The organism is Enterobacter cloacae complex sp. SYL003, assembly GCF_049236925.1.
Classification (GTDB): Bacteria; Pseudomonadota; Gammaproteobacteria; order Enterobacterales; family Enterobacteriaceae; genus Enterobacter; species Enterobacter intestinihominis.
In genome coordinates this window covers 465,147-484,447 of sequence record NZ_JBMKJK010000001.1, presented here as the reverse complement: position 1 = coordinate 484,447, position 19,301 = coordinate 465,147, and the positions used below count along the sequence as shown (strand labels likewise).

The following is a 19,301-nucleotide window of genomic DNA, read 5'->3' as shown; positions in this document are numbered from 1 at the left end:
TCCTTATACCCGCGAATAGCAGGGAAAATTTGCCCCCGAAGCGACCCAGGCGTAGACTATTGTCACTGTTTAAGGAGTGGAATATGCAGAATACGACCCAACCCATTGACCGAGCTTCACTGCTTATCGAAGCAAACAAACTCATTCGCGACCATGAAGACACCCTGGCGGGTATCGAAGCGACTGGCGTGGAACAACGTAATGGCGTGCTGGTGTTCAGCGGTGAATACTTCCTTGATGAACAAGGGTTACCAACCCCGAAAAGCACCGCCGTGTTTAACATGTTTAAATACCTGGCGCATACCCTCTCAGAGAAGTACCACCTGGTCGATTAAAACGAAAACGCGAGGCATCTGCCTCGCGTTTTTCTTTACAGCAGCGGCTTTTGTCCGCGCTGCAACCAGCGTAGCAGCAGGCGATCCGCGCTTTCTGCCGCACTATTGGTAAAACGGTCGATCAAGCGCTTACGTCGGGTGAAGCGCACCCCCACCAGCTCACGGCCTTCCATCAGGTTGAGCAGGAGGTCGTCGCTGGTACCCACTTCATCCACCAGCCCTTTCTCCTGCGCCTGCGTGCCGTACCAGTGTTCGCCCGTAGCCACCTGCTCAATGTCCAGCGTTGGGCGCATGCGGTGCACGAAATCCTTGAACAGATGGTGGGTTTCGTTCAGATCTTCCCGGAACTTCTGCCGTCCCTCTTCGGTATTTTCGCCGAGCAGCGTTAGCGTACGTTTGTACTGACCCGCCGTATGCAATTCGATGTCGATCTCTTTATTTTTCAGGAAACGATTGAAGTTAGGGATCTGCGCAACCACCCCAATCGAGCCGATAATGGAGAACGGTGCTGCGACGATTTTATCCGCCACGCACGCCATCATATAGCCGCCACTCGCCGCGACCTTATCTACCGCCACGGTGAGCGGGATCTGTTTATCCCGCAGACGTTGTAACTGCGAAGCCGCCAGTCCATATCCATGCACTACGCCGCCCGGGCTTTCAAGGCGTACCACCACCTGATCCTGGGCTGTCGCCACGGCCAGCACCGCGGTCACTTCCTCACGCAGAGAGGAGACTTCATGCGCATCCATGCTACCTTTAAAATCGAGCACATAGACGCGCGGTTTTGCGTCAGCCTGTGGCGTGGCGAGCTTAGCTTTCGCCTTCGCGGCTTTGGCGTCCTGCTTATGTTTTTTCTTCTGGGCTTTTAGCCACAGCTTCTGTTGATGATCGTCAAGCAGCGCCAGAGACATCTCTTCCCGCATCTCTTTATACTGCTCGCTCAGGCGGGTAATGCGTAACTCACCACGCTGACGCTTACGCTGCGTCAGGTTGACAATCAGGACGGCAATCACCGCGACAGCAATAACCACCGTAGCGATTTTGGCCAAAAACAACCCATACTGAGAAAGTAATTCCACGCGTTCCACCTTGATTTAACCACGAATCTTTCACGCCAGTGTACAACAGCCCTGCGCAGGCGTCTCGCTCTGGACATTAGCTCTGCGAGGCGGCTTCAGGAATCCCCCGTTTCTGGTTTAAATCTTTGCAAATTGTTAATTTCCCAGCGTTCTGTCCTGTAGACTGATTGAATTCTGACGCGGTTTCGGGCATAAAGCCGAAAAGTCATAAATAAAGGTGCAAGTCACGTCCAATGCGCCTGAGGAGCCACCGTGCATTATCAGCCACAAAAAAACCTTCTACAGAACCGCATCATTCTGGTTACCGGTGCCAGCGACGGGATTGGTCGCGAAGCGGCGCTGACTTATTCTGAATACGGTGCGAGCCTTATTCTGCTGGGACGTAATGAAGAAAAGCTCAAAGCCGTTGCCCGTGAAATCGAAAACGCCGGCGGTACCCCCACGCCCTGGTATACGCTCGATCTGCTGACCTGTACGTCAGCGTCATGTCAGGCCCTTGCCCAGCGCATTAGTACGCATTATTCGCGTCTGGACGGCGTACTGCACAACGCGGGGTTACTGGGCGAAGTGCGCCCGATGGATGAACAGGATCCGGAGATTTGGCAGCAGGTGATGCAGGTTAACGTCAACGGGACGTTTTTCCTGACCCAGGCCTTGCTTCCTTTATTACTTAACTCAGATTCCGGTTCGCTGGTGTTTACCTCCTCCAGCGTGGGGCGTCAGGGTCGTGCGAACTGGGGGGCTTACGCCGCCTCAAAATTTGCCACCGAAGGAATGATGCAGGTGCTGGCCGAAGAGTATCAAAACCGCCATCTGCGGGTTAACTGTATTAACCCTGGCGGTACGCGCACTAAAATGCGTGCCAGCGCGTTCCCGACAGAAGATCCGCAAAAGCTTAAAACCCCGGCCGATATTATGCCTCTTTACCTGTGGCTAATGGGTGACGACAGCCGTCGTAAAACCGGAATGACATTCGATGCTCAGCCAGGCCGCAAACCGGGGATATCGCAATGAGTGAAGACCGTCATCAGCAGCGCCAGCAGCGTCTGAAAGAACAGGTTGATGCACGCGTGGCGGCCGCTCAGGACGAGCGCGGGATCCTCATCGTGTTCACCGGCAACGGCAAAGGCAAAACCACCGCCGCATTTGGGACCGCCACCCGCGCAGTCGGGCACGGTCAGAAAGTGGGCGTGATCCAGTTTATCAAGGGTGAATGGCCCAACGGCGAGCGTAATCTGCTCGAACCGCATGGCGTTGAGTTTCAGGTGATGGCGACCGGTTTTACCTGGGATACCCAGAACCGGGAAACAGATACCGTAGCCTGCCTCGCCGTCTGGGAGCATGCCAAAAGAATGCTCTCTGACCCGTCGCTGAACATGGTGTTGCTGGATGAGATCACGTATATGGTGGCCTATGACTACCTGCCGCTGGAAGCCGTGCTGGAGGCCCTCAGGAACCGCCCTGCACACCAGACGGCGATCGTCACGGGGCGCGGGTGTCATCGGGACATTCTGGAGCTGGCCGATACCATCAGCGAGCTGCGTCCGGTTAAGCATGCGTTCGATGCGGGTATCAAAGCGCAAATAGGGATTGATTACTGAAGAAAAAAGCCCGGTATATTCACCGGGCTTTTAGATTAACCGTTGTTATTACGGCTGCCAGAGCGGCGATTGCTGCTAACCTGGCTGTGACGTTTAACCGCACGGCGGATCTGGTTCGCCTTCATACGACGACGATCTTTCTCTACCGCCACTTTCGATGTGGTTTCTGGCGTCAGGCCAACCAGATCGCGCAGGTAGTTGGTTTGCGTCAGATCCAGCTCGGTATAGCCGCCACGTGGCAGGCCTTTCGGTAGCAGGATGTCGCCATAGCGGACACGAATCAAACGGCTTACCTGGACACCGACCGCTTCCCACAGACGACGCACTTCGCGGTTACGTCCCTCTGTCAGGGTAACGTTGTACCACTGGTTAATGCCTTCACCTCCGGTAAACTTGATGGTTTTGAACGCCGCTGGGCCGTCTTCCAGCTGAACGCCACGCGACAGATCGCGCAGTTTGTTCTCATCAACCTGGCCGAAAACACGAACGGCGTATTCACGCTCCACTTCACGACTCGGGTGCATCAGGCGGTTTGCCAGTTCACCATCGGTGGTGAACAGCAGCAGGCCACAGGTATTCACGTCCAGACGCCCTACGGCAATCCAGCGGGCGCCACGCAGTTTTGGCAGACGGTCGAACACCGTCGGGCGGCCTTCCGGATCGTTGCGGGTACACAGTTCGCCTTCCGGCTTGTAGTAAGCCAGCACGCGGCAGATCTGTTCAGCGGACTCTTTTACGGAGATAAGATGGCCGTCAATGCGGATCTTCAGCCCCGGTACGATTTCAACGCGGTCACCGAGTGTGGCGATTTTACCGTCCACACTCACGCGACCTGCTTCAATAATGGCTTCGATTTCACGGCGCGAACCGTGGCCGGCACGCGCCAGCACTTTCTGTAACTTCTCGCTCATTGAGCTTCCTCAGGTGTCGCCTTCACAGGCGTCGAATCAGGTCAAAAACAGGGCAACGCCCTGCTTTGATGGCCGCGTAGTATATCTGCTTACACCCTTACAAGAAAGGCTTAACATCGCCCACGCCTTCACGAATCACTTCTGGCGCGTCTTCGGTGAGATCCACCACGGTGGTCGGTTGCTGACCTAGATAGCCGCCATGAATAATCAGCTCCACCACTTTCTCCAGACGATCTTTGATCTCTTCCGGGTCGGACTCGGTAAACTCACTGCCCGGCAGCATCAGCGAGGTAGACAGCATCGGCTCGCCGAGGGTTTCCAGCAGCGCCTGGGCAATCGGGTTCGACGGCACGCGCATGCCGATGGTTTTACGTTTTTCCTGCAACAGACGACGCGGCACCTCTTTTGTCCCTTTCAAAATGAAGGTGTAGTTTCCCGGCGTGTTGTTTTTGATCAGGCGAAAGGCCACGTTGTCGACATACGCATAGGTCGACAGCTCAGAGAGATCGCGACACATTAGGGTGAAATTGTGGCCGTCCGGCAGCTGGCGGATGCGACAGATGCGCTCCATCGCCCCTTTATCCTCGATTTTACAGCCCAGCGCGTAGCCAGAATCGGTTGGGTAGACAATAACGCCACCTTTACGGACGATTTCCACAGCCTGGTTAATCAGACGTGGCTGTGGGTTAACCGGATGGATATAGAAAAACTGACTCATACTTCCCTCTCTTCAATTTGCTGTGGCTGTTCCCAGAGCTGCCAGACGGGCTCAACGCCAGCGGGTAACCAGAGCTTGCGCCCCAGTTCAATCCACGCGCAGGGCTGATGGAAATCTGAACCCTGTGACCCAAGCAGGCCAAACTGACGGGCGTAGGTCGCGAGCTGCGAACGCTCATTGGGTGCCTGCTGACACTGGGCAACTTCCATCGCCTCACCGCCGGATTCGGCAAAGTGGGCCAGCAGCCTTTTCAGCCATTTAGCAGAAAGATTATACCGCCCCGGATGGGCCAATACGGCCTTACCACCAGAATGATGAATCACATCAATAGCTTGTTTTATTGTACACCACTGGGGAGGAACGTATCCGGTTTTCCCGCGAGCCAGATACTTTTTAAACACATTCGCCATGGTCGTCGCTTTACCGGCGTCAACCAGAAAACGGGCGAAATGGCCGCGCGTGACCGCCCCACCGTTCGCCAGCTTGCGCGCGCCTTCCAGCGCACCGGGGATATGCGCCTTCTCAAGACGTTCGCCTATCAACTCCGCGCGTTGATTGCGTCGTGCTTTTTGTTCTTGCAAAAATGCGCACATTGCCGGATGTTCTGTATCAATATTCAGGCCAACGATATGAATTTCGTGGTTTTCCCAGAGCGTGGAGATCTCGACCCCGGGCACCAGATTTAGCGCCAGCCCGCTTCGGGCAATCTCGGCGCGCGCGGCGGGGATGGCGTCTGTTGTGTCGTGATCGGTTATTGCCAGCGTGCCGACACGCATTTCAACGGCGCGATGGACCAGGGCTTCGGGCGTCAGCAGGCCATCTGAAGCCTGCGTATGGCTGTGTAAATCATAAATTACGGCGTAGGTGGTATCGCTCAAAGCACTTCCCATAACAGTCTGGAGACATCCGAAGCACCTATGATACCGACTTACCGCGAAATACTGAAATCAGGGGTTGACAACACGCCATCGAACTAGTTAACTAGTACGCAAGTTCACACGAGAAAGGTATCTGAAAATGACAGCACATTTCGCTCTGCACGGTTGGTGGCGTACTTCCTGATCTTCGGGCAGTGTCACGCGTCTGCGAAAAGCAAACAGATACCCGGCCCGCTCCCAAGCGGGCTTTTTTTTGAACAGAATATGAGAATAACTACATGCAAACAGCCAAACCCCACCTCGAACTGCTGACCTGCGAGGCGGCCTATCGCCATAACCCTACCGCGCTCTTTCATCAGGTGTGCGGTGCACGTCCTGCGACGCTGCTGCTGGAATCTGCTGATATCGACAGCAAGGACGATCTCAAAAGCCTGCTGCTGGTTGACAGCGCGCTGCGCATTACCGCAGCGGGTGACACTGTCACTATTAAGGCGTTATCCGAGAATGGTGCGTCGCTGCTGCCGCTGCTGGATGCGGCTCTGCCTTCAGGCATTGAAAATGAGCGTCATCCGGACCTGCGAATTCTGCATTTCCCGCCGGTAAGCCAGTTGCTGGATGAAGATGCCCGCCTCTGCTCACTCTCCGTTTTCGACGCCTTCCGCCTGCTGCAAAATCTGGTCAAAGTGCCGGAAGATGAGCGCGAAGCAATGTTCTTTGGCGGGCTGTTTGCTTACGACCTGGTTGCTGGCTTTGAAGATTTACCGGAAACCGAGCAGGGTAACCGCTGCCCGGACTACTGTTTCTACCTGGCCGAAACCCTGCTGGTGATCGACCATCAGAAAAAATACACCCGCATTCAGGCTAGCCTGTTCACGCCATCTGTGTCTGAGAAAAATCGCCTCGCGCAGCGCATCGGCCAACTGCAACAGCAGATGTCAGAAGCACCGCCCGCGCTCCCGGTGCAGCGTGTTGAAAAGATGACCTGCGAGGTGAGTCAGACCGACGATCAGTACGGCGCGGTGGTCCGTCAGATGCAAAAAGCGATTCGTGCCGGGGAGATTTTCCAGGTGGTGCCGTCCCGTCGCTTTTCACTGCCCTGCCCGTCGCCGCTGGCGGCTTACGATGTGCTGAAAAAGAGCAACCCAAGCCCGTACATGTTCTTTATGCAGGACAATGATTTCACTCTGTTCGGCGCGTCACCGGAAAGCTCCCTCAAGTACGACGCCACCAGCCGCCAGATTGAGATCTACCCGATAGCGGGAACCCGTCCACGCGGCCGTCGTGCCGATGGCTCCCTGGACCGCGATCTCGACAGCCGCATCGAACTGGAAATGCGTACCGACCACAAAGAGCTCTCCGAACACCTGATGCTGGTTGACCTGGCGCGTAACGACCTGGCGCGTATTTGTACGCCGGGCAGCCGCTATGTGGCAGACCTGACCAAAGTCGACCGCTACTCCTTCGTCATGCATCTGGTATCCCGCGTGGTGGGTGAGCTGCGCCACGACCTCGACGTCCTGCACGCCTACCGCGCCTGCATGAACATGGGCACGTTGAGCGGCGCGCCGAAAGTCCGCGCCATGCAGCTGATTGCCGAAGCTGAAGGCCGCCGTCGCGGCAGCTACGGTGGCGCGGTGGGCTATTTCACCGCTCACGGTGACCTCGATACCTGCATCGTGATTCGCTCCGCCTACGTTGAGGACGGCATTGCTACCGTCCAGGCCGGGGCCGGGATTGTGCTGGATTCTGTTCCGCAGTCGGAAGCCGACGAAACCCGCAGTAAAGCGCGCGCGGTACTGCGCGCCATTGCTACCGCACACCATGCACAGGAGATTTTCTGATGGCTGACATTCTGCTGCTCGATAATATCGACTCCTTTACCTACAACCTGGCAGATCAGCTGCGTGCGAATGGACACAACGTCGTTATCTATCGCAACCACGTTCCGGCCCAGACGCTGATTGACCGTCTGGCGACCATGCAAAACCCGGTGCTGATGCTCTCCCCGGGGCCAGGCGCACCGAGCGAAGCGGGCTGTATGCCTGAGCTGTTGACCCGTATGCGCGGCAAGCTGCCGATTATCGGCATCTGCCTCGGCCACCAGGCGATTGTCGAAGCCTACGGTGGTTACGTGGGTCAGGCGGGGGAGATCCTGCATGGTAAAGCGTCAAGCATTGAACATGACGGTCAGGCGATGTTTGCCGGTCTGCCGAACCCGCTTCCGGTGGCGCGTTACCACTCACTGGTCGGCAGCAATATTCCGGCCGGGCTGACGATTAACGCCTCGTTTGAAGGGATGGTGATGGCGGTGCGTCACGATGCGGATCGCGTCTGCGGGATGCAGTTCCACCCGGAATCTATCCTGACGTCTAACGGCGCGCGCCTGCTGGAGCAAACGCTCAACTGGGCGCTGCAAAAGCTGGAGCAGACCAACACCCTGCAACCGATTCTGGAAAAACTGTATCAGGCCCAGACCCTGAGCCAGCAGGAGAGCCACCAGCTTTTCTCCGCCGTAGTGCGCGGCGAGCTGAAGCCTGAGCAGCTGGCCGCTGCGCTGGTGAGCATGAAAGTGCGCGGCGAAAGCCCGCAGGAGATCGCCGGTGCGGCAACCGCGCTGCTGGAAAATGCTGCCCCGTTCCCGCGCCCGGACTATCCGTTTGCCGATATCGTTGGGACCGGTGGCGACGGCAGCAACAGCATCAATATTTCGACCGCCAGCGCCTTTGTGGCGGCGGCATGCGGACTGAAAGTGGCGAAGCACGGCAACCGCAGCGTGTCCAGCCGTTCCGGATCGTCCGACCTGCTGGCGGCTTTCGGTATCAATCTGGACATGAACGCCGAGCGTTCCCGTGAAGCGCTGGATGACCTGGGCGTCTGTTTCCTGTTTGCGCCGAAGTATCACACCGGTTTCCGCCACGCGATGCCCGTTCGCCAGCAGCTTAAAACCCGGACGCTGTTTAATGTGCTCGGTCCACTCATTAACCCGGCGCACCCGCCGCTGGCGCTGATTGGCGTTTACAGCCCGGAGCTGGTCCTGCCGATTGCGGAGACGCTGCGCGTCCTCGGTTACCAACGCGCCGCCGTGGTACACAGCGGCGGGATGGATGAAGTTTCCCTGCATGCGCCCACGCTGGTGGCCGAACTGAATAACGGCGAAGTGCTGAACTATCAGCTTGAGGCCGCTGATTTCGGGTTGACCCCGTACCATCAGGACGCCCTGGCGGGCGGCACGCCGGAAGAAAACCGTGACATTCTCACGCGCTTATTACAAGGTAAAGGTGAGGCCGCCCATGAGGCCGCCGTGGCGGCCAACGTAGCCATGCTGATGCGTTTACATGGCGAGGAAGATCTGAAAGCCAACGCCCAAAAAGTTCTGGACGTACTGCGCTCCGGTGCAGCTTACGATCGCGTTACCGCACTTGCGGCAAGAGGGTAAATAATGCAGACCGTTTTAGCGAAAATCGTCGCCGATAAGGCCATCTGGGTGGAAGCCCGTAAGCAACAGCAGCCGCTCGCCAGTTTTCAGAATGACGTCGTTCCGAGCAGCCGTCGTTTCTATGATGCCCTCCAGGGCGCGCGTACCGCGTTTATTCTGGAGTGTAAAAAAGCGTCTCCGTCCAAAGGCGTGATCCGTGACGATTTCGACCCGGCGCGTATTGCCGGTATCTACAAGCATCATGCGTCTGCCATTTCTGTGCTGACGGATGAGAAATATTTCCAGGGCAGCTTCGATTTTCTGCCCGTAGTCAGCGGCATCGCGCCGCAGCCGATTCTGTGCAAAGACTTTATTATCGACCCGTATCAGATCTGGCTGGCGCGCTTTTACCAGGCCGATGCCTGCCTGCTGATGCTCTCCGTGCTGGATGACGAACAGTATCGCCAGCTCTCCGCCGTCGCGCACAGCCTGAATATGGGCGTGCTTACCGAAGTGAGCAACGAAGAGGAGCTGGAGCGCGCCATCGCGCTAGAAGCCAAAGTGGTCGGCATTAACAACCGCGACCTGCGCGACCTGTCGATTGACCTCAACCGTACGCGCCAGCTTGCGCCGCGTCTGGGTGCGGGCGTCACGGTGATCAGCGAATCCGGAATCAACAGCTACGCTCAGGTGCGCGAACTCAGCCACTTTGCCAACGGTTTCCTGATCGGTTCCGCGATGATGGAACACGACGATCTTAATGCGGCCGTTCGCCGCGTGCTGCTGGGTGAGAACAAAGTTTGCGGCCTGACCCGTGAGCAGGATGCGCAGGCGGCGTATGAGGCGGGCGCAATCTATGGTGGTCTGATCTTTGTTGAGTCCTCTCCTCGCGCCGTTAATGAAGAACAGGCGCGCAGGGTGATTGCGGCTGCGCCACTGAGCTACGTGGGCGTGTTCCGCAATGCGGATATTAACGACGTTGCGGCGAAAGCGGACGCGTTATCCCTGAGCGCGGTTCAGCTACATGGCGATGAAGATCAGACATACATCGATGCTCTGCGACATGTTCTGGCACCTCAGGTTCAGATCTGGAAAGCGCAAAGCGTTGGCGCCATCCTGCCCGCGCGTAACCTTACGCATGTTGATAAATACGTGCTCGACAACGGCCAGGGCGGCACGGGGCAGCGTTTCGACTGGTCACTGCTGCGTGGCGAAGTGCTGGACAATGTCCTGCTGGCGGGGGGATTAAGCCCCGATAACTGTGTGGAAGCAGCCAAAACCGGCTGCGCCGGCCTCGATTTCAATTCAGGCGTAGAGTCCCAACCGGGCATAAAAGACGCCAGCAAGCTGGCATCGGTATTTAAAACTCTGCGTGCATATTAAGGAAGAGAAGATGACGACATTACTTAACCCGTATTTTGGTGAGTTTGGTGGGATGTACGTCCCACAAATCCTGATGCCCGCGCTGCGCCAGCTGGAAGAAGCGTTCGTGAGCGCGCAGAAAGATCCGGCGTTTCAGGCGGAGTTTACTGACCTGCTGAAAAACTACGCCGGTCGTCCGACGGCGCTGACAAAGTGCCGCAACCTGACCGAAGGCACTAAAACTACGCTGTATCTTAAGCGTGAAGATTTGCTGCACGGTGGCGCGCATAAAACTAACCAGGTGCTGGGCCAGGCGCTGCTCGCGAAGCGGATGGGTAAAACCGAAATCATCGCCGAAACCGGCGCGGGGCAGCACGGTGTGGCCTCAGCGCTCGCCAGCGCCCTGCTCGGCCTGAAATGCCGCATTTACATGGGGGCGAAGGACGTTGAGCGCCAGTCGCCAAACGTGTTCCGTATGCGTCTGATGGGGGCGGAAGTGATCCCGGTGCACAGCGGTTCTGCCACGCTGAAAGATGCCTGTAATGAAGCGCTGCGCGACTGGTCTGGCAGCTACGAAACCGCCCACTATATGCTCGGTACCGCGGCAGGCCCGCACCCGTTCCCGACCATCGTGCGTGAATTCCAGCGCATGATCGGTGAAGAGACTAAAGCGCAGATCCTCGAAAAAGAGGGTCGCCTGCCGGATGCGGTGATCGCCTGCGTTGGCGGCGGATCTAACGCCATCGGCATGTTTGCCGATTTTATCGACGAAACCAGCGTTGGGCTGATTGGCGTTGAGCCTGCCGGCCACGGCATTGAAACGGGCGAGCACGGTGCGCCGCTGAAGCATGGTCGCGTGGGGATCTATTTCGGCATGAAGGCCCCGATGATGCAGACCGATGAAGGGCAGATTGAGGAGTCTTACTCAATTTCAGCCGGGCTGGATTTCCCGTCCGTAGGGCCGCAGCACGCGTTCCTCAACAGCACCGGTCGCGCGGATTATGTCTCCATCACTGATGACGAAGCGCTGGAGGCCTTCAAAACGCTGTGCCGCAATGAAGGGATCATCCCGGCGCTGGAGTCTTCCCACGCGCTGGCGCACGCGCTGAAAATGATGAAGGAAAACCCGGAAAAAGAGCAGCTGCTGGTGGTAAACCTTTCCGGTCGCGGTGACAAAGATATTTTCACCGTTCACGATATTCTGAAAGCACGAGGGGAAATCTGATGGAACGCTACGACAACGCATTTTCACAACTGAAAGCCCGCCAGGAAGGCGCTTTCGTTCCCTTCGTGACGCTGGGCGACCCCGGTCCGGAGCTGTCGCTGAAGATTATCGATACCCTGATTGACGCCGGTGCCGACGCGCTGGAGTTGGGGATTCCGTTCTCCGATCCGCTGGCGGATGGCCCGACAATCCAGAATGCGACGCTTCGCGCGTTTGCTGCGGGCGTGACGCCGGGCCAGTGCTTCGAAATGCTGGCGGCGATCCGCCAGAAGCACCCGACCATTCCGATCGGCCTGCTGATGTACGCCAACCTGGTGTTCAGCCGCGGTATTGATGCGTTTTACGCAGAGTGCGCCCGCGTGGGCGTTGACTCCGTGCTGGTGGCTGACGTGCCCGTTGAAGAGTCTGCGCCGTTCCGTCAGGCGGCGATGCGCCACAACGTCGCGCCGATTTTCATCTGTCCACCGAATGCCGATGACGATCTGTTGCGCCAGATTGCCTCTTACGGACGGGGTTACACCTACCTGCTCTCCCGTGCGGGCGTCACCGGTGCGGAAAACAAAGCCGCGCTTCCGCTGCATCATCTGGTGGAGAAGCTGGCAGAATACCATGCTGCACCGCCGCTTCAGGGCTTTGGGATTTCCTCTCCGGATCAGGTTACTGCGGCGATTGACGCGAAAGCCGCCGGGGCCATTTCCGGTTCGGCTATCGTGAAAATCATCGAGAAGAATGTGGATAAGCCAGAGCAGATGCTGGCTGAGTTACACGCATTCGTCACATCCATGAAAGCGGCCACACACAAGGCGTAACCGTTAACACCGTCTGGCCCCGGCGTCAGGCGGTTTTCCCTTATCTCTTCCTGAAAGAAGCAGGTCAAAATTGATCCTGTCGATATTTTCGGTGTGAATGACTTTTCAAACTTTCGCGTAAGCGTATGATCTGGGCTCTTTTTAGCGTTACCCTTCTGAGTTCAGAGGTTATTCATGTCCTGGCATTCCTTCAAACAGACTTACATGGTTAAGTTCTGGTCACCTGTTCCGGCCGTTATCGCGGCAGGCATTCTCTCTACCTATTATTTCGGTATTACCGGCACCTTCTGGGCTGTTACGGGCGAGTTTACCCGTTGGGGTGGGCAGCTATTACAGCTGGCAGGCGTTCATGCCGAAGAGTGGGGTTACTTCAAACTGATCCATCTTGAGGGCACACCGCTGACCCGCATCGACGGGATGATGATCATTGGCATGTTTGGCGGATGTTTTGCGGCCGCGCTGTGGGCCAACAACGTTAAGTTGCGCATGCCGAAAAGCCGCATCCGCATTATGCAGGCCGTAGTCGGCGGTATCATTGCCGGGTTTGGCGCCCGCCTGGCGATGGGCTGTAATCTGGCCGCGTTCTTTACCGGTATTCCGCAGTTCTCGCTGCATGCCTGGTTCTTTGCCGTCGCCACCGCCATAGGCTCATATTTCGGTGCAAAGTTCACCCTGCTGCCACTGTTCCGCATTCCGATGAAAATGACGAAAGTTAGCGCTGCATCTCCGTTAACGCAAAAACCCGATCAGGCGCGTCGTCGCTTCCGCCTCGGTATGCTGGTCTTTTTTGCTATGGTTGCCTGGGCGATTTGCACGGCGATGAATCAGCCCAAACTCGGTCTGGCCATGCTGTTCGGCGTCGGCTTTGGTCTGCTGATTGAACGCGCGCAGATCTGCTTTACCTCCGCGTTTCGCGATATGTGGATCACCGGACGTACCATGATGGCGAAAGCCATTATTGCCGGGATGGCCGTGAGCGCGATCGGGATCTTTAGCTATGTTCAGCTCGGCGTTGAGCCGAAAATCATGTGGGCCGGTCCTAATGCGGTCATTGGCGGGCTGCTGTTTGGTTTTGGCATCGTGCTGGCGGGCGGGTGTGAAACTGGCTGGATGTATCGCGCCGTGGAAGGCCAGGTGCATTACTGGTGGGTTGGTCTGGGTAACGTGATTGGCTCAACCCTCCTGGCGTACTACTGGGATGACGTCTCTCCAGTACTGGCAACCAACTGGGACAAGGTCAATTTGCTGAATACCTTTGGTCCACTCGGGGGGCTCATGGTGACCTACGCCCTGCTGCTTATCGCCTTCTTACTGGTTATTGCGCAAGAAAAGCGCTTCTTCCGGCGTGCCACCGTCAAAACTGAAACTCAGGAGAATGCCGCATGAAAGAGATCGTGCCTGATTATCGTCTCGATATGGTGGGTGAACCCTGCCCTTACCCGGCCGTCGCCACGCTTGAGGCGTTACCGCAGCTTAAGAAAGGTGAAATTCTGGAAGTGGTGAGCGATTGCCCCCAGTCGATCAATAACATTCCGCTTGATGCCAAAAATCACGGCTATACCGTGCTGGATATCCAGCAGGACGGACCAACGATTCGTTATTTAATTCAGAAGTGATTTCACGATCCAAAAAGGCCTCTCAGAGGCCTTATCTAGTTTACTGGCTTTGGCCACCGTCGTCGTCTGAGTTTCGGCAGGCATGAATGAGTGGTGAGACGTGTTCCGCAAACGGAACAGATAGCACCGTGAGGTAGGCTATGTGCTGGGCTGAACGTCGTGAACTGAAACTGTTTACCTGCACAAACCGGACACTCAAATTTGATGTTGGGGATATCCCCTCCAGCCAGGTATGTGGAACAACCACCATACAGCAATCCCCGGCTGACCGGGGATATATCTTCTGTCAGAAACGATAACCCGCTGAGAACATAAATACCCACGGATCCAGACGGGTACTGATACTCTGCTGCTCACCGCTAGCTTTAAAGCGCACATCCGTATCAATGTCCATATACCAGACCGAGGCGTTGATCAGCCAGTCACGGTTAATCAGATAATCCAGACCAACCTGCCCCGCCATGCCCCATGAGTCTTTCAGGCTGAGATTGGATAGCCCAGCCTCTTTACCGGTATCGTTAAATTTCTCATCAAAGAAGGTGGTGTAGTTAACGCCTGCACCAATATAAGGGCGTAATTTGCTGCTGGAATCGCCGAAGTACCACTGCGCCATCAGGGTTGGTGGTAAATGGTGCACCGTAGCAATGTCCCCGGTCGGCCCTAAACCGACGCGGTGACGGAATGGCGTGGCGGCCAGAAGCTCAACGCCAATGTTATCCGTAGCCATATACGTGAATGTCAGGCCTAACTGGGTGTTATTGCTAACGTTAAACCCGCCCATACCCAGTACATTGTCGGAACCTTCCGTTGGACGCACCGTTGCCGAACCGGCACGAATAAAGAATTCACCTGCTTCATGCGCGTACGCGCCGCCAGAGAGACTGCTTAAGATAAGGGCTGCCACCGCTAATTTTTTCATATCCGCTCCATCGTTGTGGTTTTAATTGCGGAGGAGAATATACTCACAAATGAGTAATAAGTGATCTAACACAGATCACATTAAAACCAGTAAGTTAACATTCATTGATCTAGGTTAATTTTTGGTGACGCCTCATAAAGCAATAAGTTGTTACCGCGTCAATTTTTGGCATTTCATAGTTAAAAAATTTTCTGTTTTTCCTCTCTTGCGCTTCCTGTAGCGGCTGGATAATTTATCGCTCTCACAATCTGATTTGATGCGTTCTACTTTTGCAGGTGTGCCATGAGTGATCATAACCCGTGCATGACGTGCGGAGCCTGTTGTGCGTATTTTCGAGTCTCTTTCTACTGGGCTGAAGCCAGCGATGGCGGCGGCACCGTTCCGGTTGATCTCACTGAACCCTTGACCCCTTTCCTGCGTTGCATGCGCGGCACCAACCAAAAACAGAGCCGCTGTGTGGCACTGCAAGGTGAACCTGGGGTATCCACCCGCTGTTCCATTTACGCGGATCGCCCCAGCCCGTGCCGCACTTTCGCGATGTCGGGAGAGGATGGACAGGTCAATGAGGCATGCAATCGCGCCCGCGCCCGCTATGGATTACCGCCGCTTTACAAAGATATGCTTTTCCATACAAGCCTTGATGCTGCCACCAGCGTGTTATCCGGTGTACAATTGCCGGCTAATTAACACCTGCAATACTCAAGGAGAGTGCATGTCTATCACGGCGAAGTCTGTCTACCGTGACACGGGAAATTTTTTCCGCAATCAGTTCGTTACTTTTTTACTGATCGCGTTGTTGTGCGCCTTTATTACGGTGGTGCTGGGTCATGCGTTCTCACCCAGTGATGAACAGATTGCCTCGCTGAGCCAGGGGGATCATCTTGCAGGCAGCGCAGGGTTATTTGACCTTGTGCAGAATATGACGCCAGAGCAACAGCAAATCTTGCTGCGTGCATCTGCGGCATCTACCTTCTCGGGGCTAATCGGCAACGCCATTCTGGCGGGTGGCGTGTTGCTGATGATCCAGCTGGTGTCTGCCGGCCAACGCGTCAGCGCGTTACGTGCCATCGGGGCCAGTGCTCCGGTGCTGCCGAAACTGTTTATCCTTATCTTCCTGACTACGCTGCTGGTCCAGATGGGGATAATGTTGGTTGTCGTTCCGGGCGTGCTGCTGGCTATCGTGCTTTCATTTGCGCCAGTAATGGTTGTGCAAGACAAAATGGGTATTTTCACCGCCATGCGCAGCAGTATAAGGCTCGCGTGGGCGAATATGCGTCTGGTCGCCCCGGCCGTTATCAGCTGGTTGCTGGCCAAGACTCTACTGTTGCTGTTTGCGCCGAATTTTGCGGTATTAACGCCAAACGTCGGCGCGGTTGTCGCCAATACGCTGAGCAATCTGATTTCAGCTGTACTGCTGGTCTATTTGTTCCGCCTGTACATGTTAATTCGTCAGTAACCGGGATCGCAGAATGAAGCAGTTTCTTGATTTTTTACCGCTGATCGTATTTTTCGCTTTTTATAAGCTGTACGACATCTATGCCGGCACGCTGGCGCTGATTGTGGCAACGGCTGTGGTGCTGATTTACAGCTGGGTTCGCTATCGCAAAGTTGAAAAGATGGCGCTCATCACTTTCCTGATGGTGGCGGTGTTTGGTGGTCTGACGTTGTTCTTCCACAATGATGAATTTATCAAATGGAAGGTCACAGTGATTTACGGCCTGTTTGCGGGCGCGCTGCTCATCAGCCAGTGGGTGATGAAGAAGCCGCTGATCCAGCGCATGCTGGGGAAAGAACTGACGCTGCCGCAGGCTGTGTGGGGGCGTCTGAATATCGCCTGGGCGCTATTTTTTATTCTGTGTGGTCTGGCGAATATCTATATCGCATTCTGGCTGCCGCAGAATATCTGGGTCAACTTCAAGGTGTTTGGCCTGACGGCGCTGACCCTTATCTTCACCCTACTCAGCGGCGTTTATATTTATCGCCACATGCCGCAGGATGACAAGCACTGATCCTTCTGGCCAGATCGTCACGCGGTCTGGCCTCTTTTCCCGCCTTCCCTTTTCTCCACAACCTTCCTGCGAAAATGTCTGAATCATGAAGATTTTATGGAGATTGCTGTCGCTTTATTGTAATGAGAATCACTATCATTAATATTCTTCATCGCATTTTTAACAAATGGAAATGAGTTGATGAATAACATAATAAGATTTGCCCCGGCTACACTTACGCTCGCCATTCTTTCAACGCTATACCAGAGCGCGCACGCAGCGGAAGATCCTCTCGCCGATGGTGAAACAATGGTCGTTCAGGCAACCGCTGAAGAGGCCCTAAAGCAACAGCCGGGGGTTTCCATCATCACGGCAAAGGACATAGAAAAGGATCCACCGGTTAACGATCTTTCGGAAATTATTCGCAAAATGCCCGGGGTTAACCTCACCGGAAACAGCGCGACAGGCAGTCGTGGTAACAACCGTCAGATCGACATCCGCGGTATGGGGCCAGAGAACACGCTGATTCTGATTGACGGTGTGCCGGTGACGTCACGTAACTCGGTGCGCTACAGCTGGCGCGGGGAGCGCGACACCCGCGGGGACACCAACTGGGTTCCGCCAGAGATGGTTGAGCGTATTGAAGTGCTCCGGGGACCAGCTGCCGCCCGCTATGGTTCGGGGGCTGCCGGCGGCGTCGTCAACATCATTACCAAACGCCCGTCCAACGACTGGCACGGCTCCCTCTCCCTGTACACTAACCAGCCTGAAAATGATAAAGAGGGGGCGACGAAACGCGCTAATTTTGATCTGAGCGGCCCCCTCGCGGGCGATGCGTTAACGATGCGCCTGTACGGGAACATCAACAAAACCGACGCAGATGCTCAGGACATCAACACCGCGCAAAACGGCTCTTACGCCGCCGGGCGAGAGGGCGTACGTAACAAGGACATTAATGCCCTGCTCTCCTGGAAACTCACGCCACAGCAGATTATCGATTTCGACTACAGCTACAGCCGCCAGGGCAATATCTACGCGGGTGATACTCAATACAGCAACAGCAACGTCAGCCCTGACGGTCTGGTGTCGTCCCTGTATGGACACGAAACCAACCGAATGTACCGCCAGTCTTATGGCATTACGCACAACGGCATCTGGGACTGGGGTCAGTCAAAGTTCGGGGTTTATTATGAAAAGACCAACAACACCCGACTGGAAGAAGGCTCTACGGGCAAAGTTGAAGGGATGATCAATAGCGATAAATACGATACCAGCCGGCTGGAGTCATACCGTTCAACGGGTGAACTGAACATTCCTTTCTTCTGGCTGGTCGAACAGACGCTAACCGTGGGTGCAGAATGGAACCGTGATGAACTGAACGATCCGGCCTCAATGCAGTCGACAAATGTGTCGGGAGAAGTGATTAACGGCGTTCCCGGCACGGCTTCTGAGCGCAACAGCAAAAACAGCGCTGACCTCACCGGCATCTATCTTGAGGACAATATTGAAGCGCGTCAGGGCACCAACCTGATCCCAGGGCTCCGCTTTGATTATCACAATCAATTTGGCAGCAACTGGAGTCCGAGCCTGAACCTCTCTCAGGATTTGGGTGACATGTTCAAGGTTAAAGCGGGTATCGCTCGGGTATTTAAAGCGCCAAACTTGTATCAATCCAGCGAAGGCTATCTGCTTTCCACCCGCGGCAATGGCTGCCCGAATAACGTTTCCGAAGGAAGCTGTTATCTGTTAGGTAACCCGGATCTGGATCCGGAAATCAGCGTGAACAAAGAGATCGGCCTGGCCTTTGCCCTGGAAGGCTACGAGGCTGGAATTACCTGGTTCCGCAATGATTACAAAAACAAGATCGTTTCAGGAACGGATGTGCTGGGGCAGACAAGCAGCGGCGCAAATATCCTGCAATGGGAGAACGGTGGTAAGGCCGTTGTTGAAGGGCTGGAAGGCAACCTCACCGTCCCTGTTATTCGCGACACGCTAACCTGGCGTACTAATGCGACGTATATGATTCAGTCTGAAAGTAAAGACACCGGTAATCCGCTGTCGATTATCCCCAAATATACCGTCAACACCATGCTGGACTGGGAGGTTAACAGCAAGCTTTCAGCCAACGTAAGCTGGACGATGTACGGCCGCCAGAAGCCCAGAGAAAACGCTGAAATCCGCAAAGAGGAAAATGCGATGTCCAACAGAGAGATCGGCGCGTATTCCATCGTGGGTATCGGCAGTAACTATCAGCTGACCAAAAACCTGCGCCTGAATGCCGGCATCAGCAACCTCTTTGACAAGCAGATTTACCGTGAAAATGACGGTGCATCTACCTATAACGAACCGGGCCGCGCCTATTACGCTGGCGTAACCATGTCCTTCTGACCTTCAGGCGCCCGCGCTGCGGGCGCTAACCCTATTCTCTCCAGCCAGAAATCA

20 protein-coding genes and 1 other annotated feature are annotated in these 19,301 nt (G+C 55.6%); of the genes, 15 read left to right on the top strand and 5 right to left on the bottom strand.

The annotated features are described in order from the left end of the window. The first annotated feature begins 83 nt into the window (after window positions 1-83). Window positions 84-335, top strand: a complete 252-nt coding sequence (locus ACOT1A_RS02340) for a YciN family protein (RefSeq protein WP_003856804.1) — start codon at window positions 84-86, stop codon at window positions 333-335. 35 nt (window positions 336-370) lie between these two features. Here ACOT1A_RS02340 and sohB read toward each other — a convergent pair whose 3' ends face one another. Beyond that, complete coding sequence (gene sohB / locus ACOT1A_RS02335; protein ID WP_046619714.1) at window positions 371-1,417, bottom strand: protease SohB; 1,047 nt, start codon at window positions 1,415-1,417, stop codon at window positions 371-373. Between the two features lie 252 nt (window positions 1,418-1,669). Between sohB and ACOT1A_RS02330 the strand changes: the two genes are divergently transcribed. Beyond that, a complete protein-coding gene (locus ACOT1A_RS02330) occupies window positions 1,670-2,431 on the top strand; it encodes a YciK family oxidoreductase (protein WP_022648324.1) in 762 nt (253 codons plus the stop codon). After that, a complete protein-coding gene (gene cobO / locus ACOT1A_RS02325; protein WP_154051336.1) occupies window positions 2,428-3,018 on the top strand; it encodes a cob(I)yrinic acid a,c-diamide adenosyltransferase in 591 nt (196 codons plus the stop codon). The genes ACOT1A_RS02330 and cobO overlap by 4 nt, the downstream gene beginning before the upstream one ends. Before the next feature lie 35 nt (window positions 3,019-3,053). Here cobO and rluB read toward each other — a convergent pair whose 3' ends face one another. The 3 genes from rluB to rnm all read right to left on the bottom strand — a co-directional run bounded on the left by rluB (window position 3,054) and on the right by rnm (window position 5,525). After that, complete coding sequence (gene rluB, locus ACOT1A_RS02320; RefSeq protein ID WP_003856794.1) at window positions 3,054-3,929, bottom strand: 23S rRNA pseudouridine(2605) synthase RluB; 876 nt, start codon at window positions 3,927-3,929, stop codon at window positions 3,054-3,056. Between the two features lie 97 nt (window positions 3,930-4,026). Next, window positions 4,027-4,647 (bottom strand): L-threonylcarbamoyladenylate synthase, encoded by a 621-nt coding sequence (locus ACOT1A_RS02315; protein ID WP_276169788.1) that lies wholly within the window; start codon window positions 4,645-4,647, stop codon window positions 4,027-4,029. Next, window positions 4,644-5,525: an RNase RNM gene (gene rnm, locus ACOT1A_RS02310; protein ID WP_032622438.1), complete on the bottom strand. Its 882-nt coding sequence runs from the start codon at window positions 5,523-5,525 to the stop codon at window positions 4,644-4,646. Before rnm ends, ACOT1A_RS02315 begins: the two co-directional genes overlap by 4 nt. A gap of 139 nt (window positions 5,526-5,664) precedes the next feature. Between rnm and trpL the strand changes: the two genes are divergently transcribed. The 8 genes from trpL (at window position 5,665) to yedF (ending at window position 13,952) form a co-directional block, all read left to right on the top strand. Next, window positions 5,665-5,709, top strand: a complete 45-nt coding sequence (trpL, locus tag ACOT1A_RS02305) for a trp operon leader peptide (protein WP_071524153.1) — start codon at window positions 5,665-5,667, stop codon at window positions 5,707-5,709. Next, window positions 5,686-5,780, top strand: a sequence feature (Trp leader region). Its footprint overlaps the gene before it by 24 nt. A gap of 23 nt (window positions 5,781-5,803) precedes the next feature. Beyond that, window positions 5,804-7,366 (top strand): anthranilate synthase component 1, encoded by a 1,563-nt coding sequence (locus tag ACOT1A_RS02300; protein WP_063853504.1) that lies wholly within the window; start codon window positions 5,804-5,806, stop codon window positions 7,364-7,366. Next, window positions 7,366-8,961, top strand: a complete 1,596-nt coding sequence (trpD, locus tag ACOT1A_RS02295; protein ID WP_022648332.1) for a bifunctional anthranilate synthase glutamate amidotransferase component TrpG/anthranilate phosphoribosyltransferase TrpD — start codon at window positions 7,366-7,368, stop codon at window positions 8,959-8,961. Before ACOT1A_RS02300 ends, trpD begins: the two co-directional genes overlap by 1 nt. Before the next feature lie 3 nt (window positions 8,962-8,964). Next, complete coding sequence (gene trpCF, locus ACOT1A_RS02290; RefSeq protein ID WP_022648333.1) at window positions 8,965-10,323, top strand: bifunctional indole-3-glycerol-phosphate synthase TrpC/phosphoribosylanthranilate isomerase TrpF; 1,359 nt, start codon at window positions 8,965-8,967, stop codon at window positions 10,321-10,323. 10 nt (window positions 10,324-10,333) lie between these two features. Continuing rightward, the gene (gene trpB, locus ACOT1A_RS02285) at window positions 10,334-11,527 is read left to right on the top strand and encodes a tryptophan synthase subunit beta (RefSeq protein ID WP_003856780.1); all 1,194 of its coding nucleotides are present in this window, start codon (window positions 10,334-10,336) and stop codon (window positions 11,525-11,527) included. Further along, window positions 11,527-12,336, top strand: coding sequence for a tryptophan synthase subunit alpha (gene trpA, locus ACOT1A_RS02280; RefSeq protein ID WP_063146359.1), 810 nt, complete (start codon window positions 11,527-11,529; stop codon window positions 12,334-12,336). Before trpB ends, trpA begins: the two co-directional genes overlap by 1 nt. Before the next feature lie 174 nt (window positions 12,337-12,510). Further along, window positions 12,511-13,722: a selenium metabolism membrane protein YedE/FdhT gene (gene yedE / locus ACOT1A_RS02275; protein ID WP_126314943.1), complete on the top strand. Its 1,212-nt coding sequence runs from the start codon at window positions 12,511-12,513 to the stop codon at window positions 13,720-13,722. After that, window positions 13,719-13,952: a sulfurtransferase-like selenium metabolism protein YedF gene (yedF, locus tag ACOT1A_RS02270; protein ID WP_003856774.1), complete on the top strand. Its 234-nt coding sequence runs from the start codon at window positions 13,719-13,721 to the stop codon at window positions 13,950-13,952. Before yedE ends, yedF begins: the two co-directional genes overlap by 4 nt. A gap of 286 nt (window positions 13,953-14,238) precedes the next feature. On the opposite strand, the gene ompW is transcribed toward yedF, so the two are convergent. Next, entirely contained in the window at window positions 14,239-14,871 is a 633-nt protein-coding gene (ompW, locus tag ACOT1A_RS02265) for an outer membrane protein OmpW (protein ID WP_126314944.1), read from the bottom strand. Between the two features lie 282 nt (window positions 14,872-15,153). On the opposite strand from ompW, the gene ACOT1A_RS02260 reads away from it, so the two are divergent. The 4 genes from ACOT1A_RS02260 (at window position 15,154) to ACOT1A_RS02245 (ending at window position 19,247) form a co-directional block, all read left to right on the top strand. Then, window positions 15,154-15,558 carry a YkgJ family cysteine cluster protein gene (locus ACOT1A_RS02260; protein ID WP_017384228.1) on the top strand — a complete coding sequence of 135 codons (405 nt, stop codon included), beginning with the start codon at window positions 15,154-15,156 and terminating at the stop codon, window positions 15,556-15,558. Window positions 15,559-15,583: 25 nt separating this feature from the next. Next, complete coding sequence (locus tag ACOT1A_RS02255; RefSeq protein WP_023300270.1) at window positions 15,584-16,327, top strand: YciC family protein; 744 nt, start codon at window positions 15,584-15,586, stop codon at window positions 16,325-16,327. Between the two features lie 13 nt (window positions 16,328-16,340). Continuing rightward, on the top strand, window positions 16,341-16,880 hold the full coding sequence (locus ACOT1A_RS02250; protein ID WP_003856762.1) for a septation protein A: 540 nt from the start codon (window positions 16,341-16,343) through the stop codon (window positions 16,878-16,880). 180 nt (window positions 16,881-17,060) lie between these two features. Then, window positions 17,061-19,247, top strand: a complete 2,187-nt coding sequence (locus ACOT1A_RS02245; protein ID WP_045622002.1) for a TonB-dependent siderophore receptor — start codon at window positions 17,061-17,063, stop codon at window positions 19,245-19,247. Window positions 19,248-19,301 lie beyond the last annotated feature (54 nt).